The 13439-nt window shown below is 62.8% G+C and carries 8 protein-coding genes; 3 read left to right on the top strand and 5 right to left on the bottom strand.

Annotated elements, in window-relative coordinates; genetic code table 11:
• Positions 1–4: 4 nt before the first annotated feature.
• The 3 genes from EMQ25_RS07245 to EMQ25_RS07235 form a co-directional block, all read right to left on the bottom strand.
• Complete coding sequence (locus EMQ25_RS07245) at positions 5–2782, bottom strand: autotransporter outer membrane beta-barrel domain-containing protein (RefSeq protein WP_158625991.1); 2778 nt, start codon at positions 2780–2782, stop codon at positions 5–7.
• 276 nt (positions 2783–3058) lie between these two features.
• The gene (locus EMQ25_RS07240) at positions 3059–4231 is read right to left on the bottom strand and encodes a M23 family metallopeptidase (RefSeq protein WP_127187876.1); all 1173 of its coding nucleotides are present in this window, start codon (positions 4229–4231) and stop codon (positions 3059–3061) included.
• A 111-nt stretch (positions 4232–4342) separates the two neighbouring features.
• Complete coding sequence (locus EMQ25_RS07235) at positions 4343–4822, bottom strand: peroxiredoxin (protein WP_127187875.1); 480 nt, start codon at positions 4820–4822, stop codon at positions 4343–4345.
• Between the two features lie 159 nt (positions 4823–4981).
• Here EMQ25_RS07235 and EMQ25_RS07230 point away from each other — a divergent pair, with 159 nt between their 5' ends.
• On the top strand, positions 4982–8434 hold the full coding sequence (locus EMQ25_RS07230) for a hypothetical protein (RefSeq protein WP_127187874.1): 3453 nt from the start codon (positions 4982–4984) through the stop codon (positions 8432–8434).
• A gap of 54 nt (positions 8435–8488) precedes the next feature.
• Here the strand turns inward: EMQ25_RS07230 and tyrS are convergent, their stop codons facing one another.
• The gene (gene tyrS, locus EMQ25_RS07225; RefSeq protein WP_127187873.1) at positions 8489–9727 is read right to left on the bottom strand and encodes a tyrosine--tRNA ligase; all 1239 of its coding nucleotides are present in this window, start codon (positions 9725–9727) and stop codon (positions 8489–8491) included.
• Between the two features lie 34 nt (positions 9728–9761).
• Complete coding sequence (locus EMQ25_RS07220) at positions 9762–10424, bottom strand: alpha/beta hydrolase (protein ID WP_127187872.1); 663 nt, start codon at positions 10422–10424, stop codon at positions 9762–9764.
• A 234-nt stretch (positions 10425–10658) separates the two neighbouring features.
• Between EMQ25_RS07220 and EMQ25_RS07215 the strand changes: the two genes are divergently transcribed.
• Positions 10659–11813: a cysteine desulfurase family protein gene (locus EMQ25_RS07215; protein ID WP_127187871.1), complete on the top strand. Its 1155-nt coding sequence runs from the start codon at positions 10659–10661 to the stop codon at positions 11811–11813.
• A 66-nt stretch (positions 11814–11879) separates the two neighbouring features.
• A complete protein-coding gene (sufB, locus tag EMQ25_RS07210; protein ID WP_127187870.1) occupies positions 11880–13385 on the top strand; it encodes a Fe-S cluster assembly protein SufB in 1506 nt (501 codons plus the stop codon).
• The last annotated feature ends 54 nt before the right edge of the window (positions 13386–13439 follow it).

The raw sequence follows: 13439 nt of genomic DNA, 5'->3' as shown, positions 1-13439 counted from the left end.
GCAGTCAGAACCGACCTTCGAGGCCAATCCGCCCCGAAGCGGAGACTAATCCCGCCAGAGCACTGGAAACATCGATCGCTCCGTTGACCCGGACGTCACCGCCCAGATCGGCACTTGCCCCAAGCCCGGCATAGGTTCCCGTTTCCGAGCCTTGCGGCAGGGTGCGCGTCTCTACGTCTCCGAGATGGCTGATGGCTATGGTGCTGGCTCCGAGGCTGGTTTGCGCGTAGGCGCCCACACGGCCGGTCATGACGAGATCGCCCTGCACCAAGCGCGCCTCGATCCCCAACCGTGCATCGCCAAGCGCAGATGCCTGCTCGCCGACTGCAACGGCTGCGGCAGATCCCGTCTCCGCAAAACCCGAAATGGTGCTCGCGACATAGCGGGCTTCGCCACGCAGGTTCACCGTCATGCTACCGGTGTCCAGAACGGGCACCATGGCGCCGAGGCTCGGGGCAAGGATGTAGCCATCAAATGCTGCCGAGGCGATATCGGCGCCGTCGAAGGCGGCGACGGACCGTTCGCCCTGATGACTTCCGTAGCCCGCGACAAGAGCCGCATCGAAGGCCACCCCGCCCAGATCGTAGCGCCCGTGGACCGCTGCCATCACTGCGTCGGTCTGTAGACGATCCTCACCCGATCTGGCATCGCCAGAGAGATAGGCCGCTGCGACGCCGATCTCTGTTCTGGCGTCCAGCTGGCTGATCGCGCCAGCGGCCAGCCCAGCGTGGTAGGCGCTGTCCGTACCGTGCTCTGCCCAACGCCCGCCCGTGATTGCGCTGCCCCAGATGCGCGGACCCGTCAGCTGTTGCCCGGTGACCGCCAAGATGGGGTCGGTCGCCGGTGCGTATGAGAGCGCATAGCCCGGTGGGGCCGACCTCGCGCCGGCCATGATCTGGTCGGCCACGCTCGTCGCGAACTGCAGCACCATCGCTGACGTCTCACGCCCAGCGAGAGTGAAACCGTCGAGCGCCACAACGTTGATATCCTCGAAATCGGTGCCGGCAACGGCGTTGCGGAAGACAACCCGGTCGCCGCCGGAAAGGGTTTCGAGACCCTCGACGCGCAGCAGGGCGTTGCCTCCATATGCGGAGACATCGAGCGCGTCTTCCCCACCGCCGAACAGCACGTTCCCCAGGATCCTCGATCCATCGGCCAGGATGAGCCGATCGGTGCCATCCGGCCCGAATGCAATCGCTACGCCGTCGAGACCTGAAATCAGCCCACTATTGTGGATCGTTGCCCCGTCGAATGGATTTTCGGTGTCGATGAGAATGCCCGTGGGTCCGATGATGCGACCGCTGTTATCGAGCCTGAACGTCTGCCCATTGGCAACGAGCAGACCTGCTCCACCGGACCTCCCAAGGCTCTGGATGGTGCCCGAGTTGTCCACCCGGTCGACCGTCCCGAGGATCGTGAGGCCGCCCGACCGCTCCAGCAGTCCATCGGTACTGATCAAGCCAGTGTTGATCACGGCCCGGGCGCCGAACGTTGCAAGTCCGGCCGATTGCGCCCCGATTATCTGGCCTGAATTCGAGATCGTTCCGGTTCTGCCGAAGAACAGCGCACCGATGCCGTTCGCTTCGATCAGGCCCGAGTTGACGAAGCCGGCGGTGTCGCTATCGGCATCGGATCCGCTAAAGAGGGCAAAGTCTCCCCGCGTCCGGATGGTGCCAGAATTGTTGCCATCCAAGATATGTCCGGTGACGAACACCGCGCGCCCGTCGGTCGTTTCGATCAGTCCTCGGTTTTCGAACCGATCCATGCCAAGGCGGCTTCGCACCGCGCGGTCGAATGCGGCTATGGTGCCCGTGTTGAGGAAGCTGTCGATGACATCCGCCCCAACTCCGAAGCTTTGCCCTTCAATCGTGCCTGAGTTCGAGAAGGCGCCGAGCTGTCTCGCGGAAACCGCATAGGCCTCCGGTTGCGCGTCATCGGCGTCATCGATGACGTTCAGGGATCTGATGACGCCGGAATTGGTGAACGTCTGCACATCGTAGAGCACACGGACTGCGGACGAGGAGAGGCTCTGCAGCAGCCCGGCATTCTCGAAGCGCGAGACGTCGTCTTCGATCAGCACCGCCTCCTGATCGCGCCCGTCGATCCACCCACCGGCCAAATTGCGGAAGACGTCTACGCTACCGATCTCGAGGCCATTATTGCCCCCGGAGACCCGGCCCGCATTCTCTATGATGCCGGCGGAGAAGATGATGACTGCATCGTCGCGTCCGATGATCTCGCCGTCCGCTTCATTGCGAAACTGGCCGATCCTGCCCAGTTGAATGGCATCGCGCTCGGCGCTGCTGAGGTGCCCGGAATTGACGAAACGACCGATAAAGCCGCTGTGCTCAATGGCTCGGAACGTTGAGGCAACCGTGCCCTCGTTGACGAAAGTGCCGATTTCACCCTGCAGATCGATGCCGACGCCGATGGATCGGATGACGCCCGTACTACTATTGAGGAAAGTGTTTTCCACCGCGTTCTGGTCGCTGTCGACCCTCAGGCTTACGGCCGGGGCGTTTATCAGACTGCGGATCAGGCCATTGTTGGTGAAGTCGACAAGCGTGCCGGATCCGTCGCCATAGACCGCGGCATTGCCGATAGCGGTATTGCTTATGCTCCCATTGTTGAGGAACGAGGGGAGCGTCACCTCCACACCCGTTGTGATGGTCGGGCCGGCATCGACGACCTGCGCCTGAGCGCTGCCCGTCACGGTTGGGCCGAGAACCAGCGACATTAATGTAGCCGCGCGGATACTGCGGATTCGCGAAATCGTGGTCATCGTGGCTCCGTCGTCGGCACATCGTCTCGCCATCACGTGACGGAGGAAAAGTCTACGTGCGTCGATCTGGCGCCGGAACACCCAACACTAGGCATGACGTTCCAATTCTTGTGCGACCGTCCCGATGGGGTCGGTTCATTGCCGAGCGCGAACTCGACTCGGCACGAACCGCACCGCGCTCACCTGTGGTCGCCTGGGACTTGCCTCGTGGACGAACAAGAAAAAGCCCCTCGCGACGGTGCCGGAGGGGCTGGAGTACAACTCAGGCCACGGAGGTCAGACTGAGGTCAGGAAACGCTGGAGGCGGCGGCCCGCCTCGATGAAGGCCGTCGGGTCCAGGGGGCTGTCACGCCGACGGACTTCGAAGTGCAGGTGAGGGCCGGTGGAACGCCCGGTCGAGCCGACGCGGGCGATAGGCTGGCCGGCTGCAACCGACGCTCCGGGCGAGACCAAATAGGCCGAGAGATGCGCGTAGCGCGTGACAAGGCCGCTCTCATGGGTGATCTCCACCGTCTTGCCGTAGCCCGAACGCGTCCCGACGAAGCTGACCTTGCCGGCGCCTGCGCTCAAGACCGGCGTGCCCGTCGGCCGCGGAAAATCGATGCCGGCGTGGAAGGCGCGGCGGCCGGTGAAGGGATCCCTGCGGGTTCCGAAGTTGGAGCTGACGCGTCGGCCACCGTCGATGGGCAGGAAGATCGGGGCAGTCGAAAGCGCGTCGCGTGCAGCTTCAAACCGGATCAGGGCATCGATCGCCGCCTCCGCTTCTTCCGCGATCTCCGCGGCATCCTTTGCGTCGGTCGCAGGCACGAACGGGCCGCCCATGCCCTCCTGCAGGTCAGGAAGTCGCGCGTCGATCCCGATGGCCTTCAGTTCGGAGACAATCTCGGCGGTAGATCCCGATGCCGCCTGCGATATCGCTGAGAGCGCGTCCCGGCTCTCCTGCATCATCGCCGAAACCAGCGCTGCGTGCGCAGCAATGTCGTCGACGGCGGGCGAGGTCATCGGGGCAGGGGTCTTGTGTGGCGACCCGGCCAGGCTGAGGCTTCCCGTGACAAGCGGGGCCTCGGTGACGGAAGTCTTGATCGATGCCGCATTGATACCGAGTTCGGAGGCGCGACCGGCAATCTCCCGGATGTATTCGTGCTGTTGGCTCAGCAGCGACTGCTGCTGGGCGAGGTCCTGCAACTGAAGGTTGATGTCCCCGGCCTGCGCGTACTGGCGCGAGTGCAGGCGGTCAACTTCCACCCGCAACTGCACGATGCGGTCCTCATAGGCCGAAAGAATCTCCGCGTTCCGTCCGTTGAGGAGGGCTGCCACGTCGGCGCTCATCAGAAAGCCGACGAGGGTCAGGGCATTCGTCCCGCACAGAAGGGCGAAGAGCGTATAGGCCAGTGCCGGCCTCATGCCCTTGTGGTGTCGCGCGGACACCGACGAGTGGGGCGTGCGCATCGATCCAGTTACTCCTGACGCTGGGGCATTGCCCCCTGGATGTGACTGGAGCCGATGATGATCGGTTAAGGTTAATAAAGGGCCAAAACCTGGGAGAACTCCGTATCCGCCTCAGGCCCCTAAGGCTTTCGCCGCGTCAAGTACCTTAGCGGCGTGCCCCTTGATCCGCGAGACCGACCAGAGCCCGGCAATGCGTCCATCAGCATCGACCAGAACTGTCGTGCGGACGAGGCCCATATATTCGCGCCCATAGAGGCTCTTCTGTCGCCACAGGCCATAGGCCTCGATGGTGGTCCGCTCCGGGTCTGCGAGCAGTCGCATGGGCAGTCTGTATTTCTCGGCGAACCGGGCGTGGCAATCGACATCGTCGGGTGAGACGCCCGCCAGCGTGACCCCAGCCTCAGCGAAAGCGGTGGAGAGCTCGGAGAATTCGAGGTTCTCGCGCGTGCAGCCGTCGGTATCATCCTGCGGATAGAAGTAGAGAACGACGGCGCGACCCCGGTGGGCAGAAAGGCTGAAGGCCTCGCCATGCTGGTCCAGCAAAGTGAAATCCGGGGCGGTGGCTCCGATCGTCAGGTCGATTGCGGGCATCGGGGGAAAGGGTCCTTGGAGGTTGGTGGGGGTGTCGGCGCCATATTCCAGCCGGTATCATTGGGCAAGAGACCGCTCGCACAGGTTGATTCCCGGGCGTAGCATGCCATTGACGATCACGCTTTACGCCGGAAGACAGTGAAACCAGCGGCCAGCACAGTGCAGAGCGGGAAGACGCCCGGTCGGGCGGGACGGAGAGTTCGGCTTGCCGCCTGGCTTGCCGGCATCCCGATCGCACTGCTGGTTACGCTCTATCTCATTCTTCTGATCACTCCGATTCCGCTGCCCTTCGTGCGCGACCAGGCGCGCGACATGGTTCTCGCCAATCTGTCGGAGGCCAGCGATCTCGAGCTGGGCGACATGTCGCTGGCGCTCGAAAATTTTGTGCTCCCGGTCCTCCAGTTTTCCCCTGTCGTCTTCAAGGACAAGAAAACGGGTGGCCAAGTGCGCATGGAGGCCCTCGAGGTAGGGTTTTCGCCGTTGCGGGCTCTGGTTGGCCAGCCCGGGGCCATGGTCACCATGGTGGGGCCACACATCCAGATGAATCAGGATCTGTTTGGTCCACGGCTTTCGACGCTCGAGGTCATAGATGATCCAGACGGTGGGCCGCCGACCGTGCGGGTGCTCGAAGGATCGGATGCCTTCCCAGCCGTCGGGATAGGAGCCGAGGGCGTCGCAGTTCGAGGCCCCATGCCCGGCGGACAGCTCGGCGACCCCCGTTCGGACAATGAATGGTTGATCTACAATCTTGAAGCAATGGCGCAGAGCCTTGCCGACATCGTACTGCAAGCGGAGCGTGGGGTGTTCTCGCGTCTTGTCATCCGGGATGGCCGGATGGATATGAATGACGCTCTTTACGGCCTCTTCCGAAGCTTCAGCGCCATCTCTCTCGATATTGCGCCACGTCCGAACGGGCGCCTAACGGAAGGCCGCTTCTCCGCGACCTTCGGTGGACAGCGTATGGCGGGCGCGATCGCGCGGGAGGTCGAGGAAGACGGCAGCTCGCGGCTGCGTGCGGATGTCACGAATGTCGACTTCTCCGCCTTCATGCCCTTCATCAACGATCCCGAGGCGATGGTTTCGGTGGTTGGGACAGGGGCGATCTCGATCGATGTCGGCTTTAACCAGAGCGGCAAGATCGAAGAGGGTGTGTTCGACGTCGACATGACCGGCACCGATCTTCGGTTGCAGACGGACTATTTTCCCGTCGCCAGCAACATCATGCGGATCAATTGGGAGCCGGACGACGCCCGGTTCACCCTGGCCGAGACCCATCTGACCATCGGCCGGAGCACCGGGCGGATGTCCGGGGTATTCGTGCTCGGTCTGGACGATGCTTTCGGCCCCACTGTCGCGATATCCGTTCGGGCGCGTGATGTGGCGCTTCATCCAAACGACATGGAAGCGCCGGCGGAGCCCTTTGATGAGATGAACTTTTCGGGCTGGTCGGCGCCGCTATACGGCGCGGTCGGCATCGACCACATGGAGGCGCGCAAGGCAGACGCCCAGATCGAAACGCGTGGTCGCATCGACATGCTGCGGCGCGGCATGGGCTTTGATCTCGACATCGGCGGCGAAGGGGTGACGGCGGACGATCTGAAGCGGCTCTGGCCTTATATCATCGCCACAGAGTCGCGGGACTGGTTCGTAAAGAACGTCACCGAAGGCGTCGTGAAGACCTCGACCATGCGCTACTCTTTCCCGGTCGGCACCGTTGCGGTGCCCGGCGAGCCGCCCAAGCCGATCCCCAACAACGCCATCCACATCGACATGGTGGGGGAAGGCGTGAAGATCCAGGTCACCGAGAGCATGGAGCCGGTCGCCATCGACGGCGATACGCGCCTGCTGATGCGCGACGACGAGGTGACGATTGCCGCCGACGGCGCGACCATCGCGACGGACGGCGGAGAAATCGGGTTCGCGAATGCGGCGCTGGTGATGTCGGCCGGCGGCGACGATGCCAATGTCATCGAAATCTCGGGGGATGTGTCGGGAAGCATTCCCGCCATCGTGGCGCTTGCGAAGTCGCAGCAGCCCGACGCGATCGCCAATGCCGACATGCCGCTCGATCTCGATGCGCTGGAAGGTGAACTCGACCTGGCGCTGGTCGCCACGATCACCAATGGTCCTGAAGGCACGACACCCAGCCTCGACTACGTAATCAACGGCACGGTGGTCGATTTCGGTAGTGCGACGCCGATAGAGGCCCGCTCTATTGATGCCGGGCAGCTTTCGTTCACCGCTTCGCAGGCCGGCTATAGGGTGGTGGGGCAGGCGCAGATCGATGGATTGCCGGCTGATGTGGTGGTCGAGGGCACGCTCGAGGGCACGCCCGACATGCTGCTGAGCGCGACGCTTGCGGCCGAGGATCTCGCGGCCATGGGGTTCGATGCATCCGAATTTCTGACAGGCGAGGTGCAGTTCGTGGCGCGCCCGATGGCGGACGGCGCCATCCAGATGGCCGTCGACATCACGAGAGCAGGGCTCAACATTCGCGATCTCGGCGTCACCAAGCGCGCAGGCGTGGCCGGCAAGCTCGAGGCACTCATTCGCCAGGAGGGCACGACCACCGAGCTCAGCCAGATCAGCCTGGCCTTCGGCAATGTCAATCTTCGCGGCAGCCTGGACTTCGATGCCGAGGAAGGACTGCGCTCGGCGGAATTCTCGTCCTTCGCACTGAGCTCGGGCGATCGGGCGCAACTGGCGCTGACACCGATCCGCGGCGGCTACGCTCTACGGTTGCGCGGCGAGCAGCTCGATCTCAAGCCCATGCTGCAACGCTTCTTCGGGCTTGGTGAAGGATCCGGCGGGCCTCAGGCAACTCAGTTCACGCAGACCCTATCGCTCGATGTCGAACTCGAGCGAGCGCTGGGTTTTTATCGCACGACCGCTTTCAACGTCGATCTGGACATGTTGATCCGTGGAACCGACCTGCAGCGCGCAAACCTTCAGGCCCAGTTGGGCGGGGATCGCAGCGTCTCGATCACCACCAATCCCACGCCGGATGGACGCGTGATGTCGGTGGCCTTCAACGATTTCGGCACGCTGCTGCGGCTCGTGGGCGTCTACGCCAATATCGAGGGCGGCATTGGCAGCCTCGTGCTCAATGGCAATAGGTCGGCGAGCGTTGATCGCGGCACCTTCAACCTGCGCAACTTCGCGATCGTGGATGAAGACAATGTCGCTCAGATTCTCGGCAATCACAGCGAATCGCGCCAGTTGATCGCTCGGCAGAACAAGCTGAGCTTCACCTCGGGCAAAGTGGATTTCATCCGCCGTTCGGACCGGGTGGAGGTCACCGAAGGCGTGCTGACAGGCGACACGGTCGGCGGCACCATGCGAGGCTTCATCTATACCGACCGACGTCAGTACGACCTGGCGGGTACCTACGTGCCGCTCTTCGGGCTCAACAACGTCTTCCAGAAGCTGCCGATCTTCGGCCCGCTCCTCGGCGGGCGCGACGGCGAGGGGCTGCTCGGCGTGACTTTCGCCGTACGTGGGCCGCTCGACAGCCCCGATTTCCTGATCAACCCGGTTTCCATGCTGGTCCCGGGGGCGTTTCGCGCGCTCTTTGAATATCGCGCACGCGAGCAACCGAGACCCGCAGAATAAAAGGCCCGCCGTCCTTGGAGACGGCGGGCCGAATGTGAGGCGACTGGCCGGTGGTCAGACGGGCTTGAGCAAAGCGTGGCGCTTGCGGCCAACCGAAAGCTTGATCACGCCTTCGGGCAGAAGAGCATCGTCGCCGAGAGCGAGCTTCTCGTCATCAATGACCGTATCGTTGATACGCACTGCGCCCGAAGCGACGTGCCGCCGTGCTTCCCCATTCGAGGATGCAAGCCCTGCCTTTACCAATGCGCTGAGCACACCGATGCCCGAAGAGAGATCGGTAAGCGCAACTTCTGCTGTCGGCAAGGACAGGTCGATCGCGCCGGTTTCGAATGTGGCGCGGGCCGTTTCCGCTGCCTCCTGGGCGGCCTGCTCTCCGCGCAGCATTGTCGTCACTTCGGTCGCGAGGCGTTTCTTGGCCTCGTTGATGTCGTCACGGACGATCCGAGCGATCTCGTCGAGCGGGAGAACCGTGTAGAGCTTGAGGAAACGCTCCACGTCCGCATCCTCGGTATTGCGCCAGTACTGCCAGAAATCATAAGCCGAGAGCATGTCGGCGTTGAGCCAGATGGCGCCGTTCATCGACTTGCCCATCTTCTGGCCGGAAGCGGTGGTCAAGAGGGGCGACGTCAGCGCGTAGAGCTGCGGGGTTGCCATCCGATGGCCGAGGTCAATGCCATTGATGATGTTGCCCCACTGGTCCGATCCACCCATCTGCAGACGGACGTCGTAGCGCTTGTTGAGCTCCACGAAATCATAGGCTTGCAGGATCATGTAGTTGAACTCGAGGAAGCTCAGCGACTGCTCCCGGTCCAGCCGCTGCTTCACCGAATCGAAGCTCAGCATGCGGTTTACCGAAAAATGCTGGCCCACATCCCTCAGAAACTCGAGGTAGTTGAGCGGCAACAGCCACTCGGCATTGTTCACCATCAGCGACTTGTCGCCGGCAAAATCAAGGTACCGGGAAAAGACCTGCTTGATGCCATCGATATTGGCCTGGATCGTCTCGGCGCCCATCAGCTTGCGCGCCTCGTCCTTGAACGATGGATCGCCGACCATGCCGGTGCCGCCACCCATAAGCGCGACTGCGCGATGCCCTGTCTTCTCGAGCCAGTGCAGCATCATGATCTGGATGAGGCTGCCCACATGCAGCGACGAGGCCGTGGGATCGAAGCCGATATATCCGGTGACCGTCTCGCGCGACAGCAGGTCGTCCAGCCCGGTGTCGTCGGACATCTGGTGGATGAAGCCGCGCTCCGACAGGGTGCGGAGAAAATCGGACTTGTACTGTGCCATGGTGGTCCTGCTCGTCAGGGTAGGGGCAGGGGCCTCAGCGGCCCATGCCTGCCGCAATCTCGGCGCGGCGTCGATCGAGATACTCGCTCGAGGCGTCGATCAATGTGTCGACCTTGCCCTCGAAGAAGTGGTTGGCGCCTTCCACGATCTGCTGCTCGATCGTGATGCCTTTCTGGGTCTTCAGCTTGTCGACGAGCTTCTGCACCGAACTGGGCGGCGCGACGCGGTCCTTGTCGCCATGGATGATCAAACCCGAAGACGGGCAGGGGGCGAGGAAGGAGAAGTCGTAGAGGTTCTCCGGGGGCGCAACTGAAATGAAGCCCTCCACTTCAGGCCGGCGCATCAGAAGCTGCATGCCGATCCAGGCGCCAAACGAGAAGCCCGCGATCCAGCAGCCACGGCTTTCGCGGTTCAGCGCCTGCAGCCAGTCCAGCGCTGCTGCAGCGTCAGAAAGTTCGCCGATGCCGTGGTCGAACATGCCCTGGCTGCGGCCGACCCCCCGCGAGTTGAAGCGCAGCACGGAAAAGCCGCGCTCAGCGAACATGTAGAACAGGTGATAGACGATCTGATTGTTCATCGTGCCCCCAAATTCCGGGTGGGGGTGGAGCACGATGGCAACGGGCGCGTTGGGCTCCTTGCCCTGCTGATAGCGCCCCTCGAGGCGGCCCTCAGGCCCGTTGAAAATCACTTCTGGCATGGAAACTTTCCCTTGAGCCGTAACGCAGCACCAACCGGGCTTCGCCGGTCCTGTCGGCTTGACGAATGATCCGCTGCTACCTAAAACAGGGTTCGAAAACCAGTTTAGAATAATTCGAAACTGGCAGCCGCAGCAGGCGACGACCCTTAAGGGCCACGCCGCGCGCGGCAAGCGCTCCTTTTAATGAATGTGGGCGCCGGATTTCAAGAAGTGTTTCTCTAGGCCAGGCGCTCCATGTCGCACCGTGCGATCTATCTCGACCACAATGCCTCAACACCGCTTCTGCCCGAAGCGCGTGACGCATTAGTCGACGCCCTTTGCCTGACGGGCAATCCCTCGTCGGTACACGCACATGGCCGTGCGCTGCGGAACCTGATCGAAAGGGCGCGGGACCAGGTCGCCAGGCGCGCCGGAGCTGAGCGCGGCCAGGTCGTCTTCACGGGGTCCGCGACCGAGGCTATCACCCAGGCGATCGTCGGCGGCGTGCGCGCATTCGACATAGATGGCATCATCGTATCCAAGGGTGAGCACGTCTCGGTACTGAGGGCGGCCGAATCGACCGGTCGACGGCTGGCGCAGGCCAATCTCGACGCCGACGGCCGTATCGATGTGGAGCAGGTGGCCGAATGGCTACGCCAGGGTGAGGCCATTGGGCAGCGACTTCTCGTCGCGGTCCACAGTGTGAATGGCGAAACGGGGGTCGTGCAGCCCATCGAGGCGCTTGAGCGGCTGGTCGGGCCCACCCCGCACGTGCTTTTCGTCGATGCGGTGCAGAGTTTCGGGCGTGCACCGGTGGACTTTGCGAGTCGGGCTATCGATATGATGGCCGTGAGCGCGCACAAGATCGGCGGACCGGCCGGTGTGGGTGCGCTTCTGGTCAAAGGCCACGCGGATAGCGTTCGCCTCGTGCCCGGCGGCGGACAGGAGCAGGGAAGACGTGGCGGCACGGAGTCCGCGGCGCTCATTGCTGCGTTCGGGGCTGCTACTGAGGCCTTTCCCGATCGTTTCGACCGGTCGGCGGCCTCGGCTTTGGGTCATTCGATCGAAAGCGGGCTTGCGGCGCTGTCGCCTGATGCCGTGATCTTTGGTGCTGGTGTGGATCGTATCGGGCATGTCGTCAATTTCGCGGTTCCGGGTCTGAAGAGCTCGGTCGCGATGATGGGGCTCGATCTGGCGGGAATATCCGTCTCGTCCGGATCGGCATGCGCATCGGGCAAGGTGGGCGTGAGCCATGTGCTTGTGGCAATGGGCGTCGAGCGATGCCTCGCCGAGTGCGCGCTGCGCGTAAGCCTTGGCTGGACGTCGACCCAGGAGGACGCGACGGCGTTTCTCGCGGAATTTGAACACGTCCTTTCCCGGCATCGCAGCCGGCAAGGGCAGGCGGCCTGATCGGCCCCAAGAGATGAAATGCGCCGGACCTCGGATGCGGGTTCGGCGCCTGTCAGGAGAAGCTACATGTCAGCGCTCGATATCCCGACGCTCAAGGAAAACATCGATCTGGAGACGGTCGAGAAGGTCCGCGCGCTCGACGTGGACAAGTACAAGTATGGTTTCGAGACGACCATCGAGTCCGACCGCGCGCCCAAGGGCCTGAGCGAGGACACGGTCCGGTTCATCTCCGCCAAGAAGGGCGAGCCCGAATGGATGCTGGAGTGGCGGCTCGACGCCTTCCGGCGCTGGCTTACGCTCGACGAGCCGACCTGGGCGCGGGTGCATTATCCGCAGATCGATTTCCAAGACATGTACTACTACGCGGCGCCCAAATCGACCTCCGGGCCAAAGAGCCTCGACGAGGTCGATCCTGAACTGCTCGCAACCTACGAAAAGCTTGGCATCCCGCTGCGCGAACAGGAGATCCTCGCCGGGGTCGAAGGCGCGAGCGCCAATGTGGCTGTCGATGCTGTGTTCGATAGCGTCTCGGTCGTCACGACGTTCCGTGAAGAGCTTGCCAAAGTGGGCATCATCTTCTGCTCGATCTCCGAGGCGGTTCGGGAGTACCCCGATCTCGTGCGCCAGTATCTGGGCTCCGTCGTGCCGGTCAGCGATAATTTCTATGCCACGCTGAACTCGGCGGTCTTCACGGACGGCTCTTTCGTCTACATCCCCAAGGGCGTCCGCTGCCCCATGGAGCTGTCGACCTATTTCCGCATCAATGAGCGGAACACGGGCCAGTTCGAGCGGACGCTGATCATTGCCGAAGAGGGCAGCTATGTGAGCTACCTCGAAGGCTGCACGGCACCCATGCGCGACGAGAACCAGCTCCACGCGGCCGTGGTCGAGCTCGTGGCGCTCGATGATGCCGAGATCAAGTACTCGACGGTGCAGAACTGGTATCCGGGCGACAAGGACGGCAAGGGCGGCATCTACAATTTCGTCACCAAGCGCGGCGACTGCCGTGGCCACAACTCCAAGATCTCCTGGACGCAGGTCGAGACCGGATCGGCGATCACCTGGAAATATCCCAGCTGCATCCTGCGCGGCGACAATTCGCGCGGCGAGTTCTACTCGATCGCGATCTCCAACGGCCACCAGCAGGTCGACAGCGGCACCAAGATGATCCACCTGGGCAAGAACACGTCGAGCCGCATCATCGCCAAGGGCATCGCCGCCGGGTTCTCGGACAACACGTATAGAGGCCAGGTTTCGGCACATGCGAAGGCCAAGAACGCACGCAACTTTACCCAGTGCGACAGCCTGCTGATCGGCGATACATGCGGGGCCCACACCGTGCCCTATATCGAGAGCCGAAATGCCAGCGCACACTTCGAGCACGAGGCAACGACCTCGAAAATCTCGGACGACCAGATGTTCTACTGCATGCAGCGCGGGCTTTCCGAAGAGGAGGCCGTTGCCCTCATCGTCAACGGGTTCGTGCGCGACGTCCTCCAGCAGCTTCCCATGGAGTTCATGGTGGAAACCCAGAAGCTCATCTCGATCAGCCTCGAAGGCAGCGTCGGCTAACCATCAGCGTCATCCGGGTGGCGCCATAGGCGACCCCGGCACATTGGAGAAAGA

Origin of the sequence: Arsenicitalea aurantiaca (assembly GCF_003994485.1) — a bacterium.
GTDB lineage: Bacteria > Pseudomonadota > Alphaproteobacteria > Rhizobiales > Devosiaceae > Arsenicitalea > Arsenicitalea aurantiaca.
Note: the sequence above shows the minus strand (reverse complement) of the source record. Positions and strands in the feature narration are given on the sequence as shown.

What these genes read in the sequence shown, in the direction of transcription:
- EMQ25_RS07220 (WP_127187872.1), bottom strand. Translation starts at nt 10,424, where the DNA reads ATGCCAGAAGTGATTTTCAACGGGCCTGAGGGCCGCCTCGAGGGGCGC.
- EMQ25_RS07215 (WP_127187871.1), top strand. Translation starts at nt 10,659, where the DNA reads ATGTCGCACCGTGCGATCTATCTCGACCACAATGCCTCAACACCGCTT.
- EMQ25_RS07235 (WP_127187875.1), bottom strand. Translation starts at nt 4,822, where the DNA reads ATGCCCGCAATCGACCTGACGATCGGAGCCACCGCCCCGGATTTCACT.
- tyrS (WP_127187873.1), bottom strand. Translation starts at nt 9,727, where the DNA reads ATGGCACAGTACAAGTCCGATTTTCTCCGCACCCTGTCGGAGCGCGGC.
- EMQ25_RS07240 (WP_127187876.1), bottom strand. Translation starts at nt 4,231, where the DNA reads ATGCGCACGCCCCACTCGTCGGTGTCCGCGCGACACCACAAGGGCATG.
- sufB (WP_127187870.1), top strand. Translation starts at nt 11,880, where the DNA reads ATGTCAGCGCTCGATATCCCGACGCTCAAGGAAAACATCGATCTGGAG.
- EMQ25_RS07245 (WP_158625991.1), bottom strand. Translation starts at nt 2,782, where the DNA reads ATGACCACGATTTCGCGAATCCGCAGTATCCGCGCGGCTACATTAATG.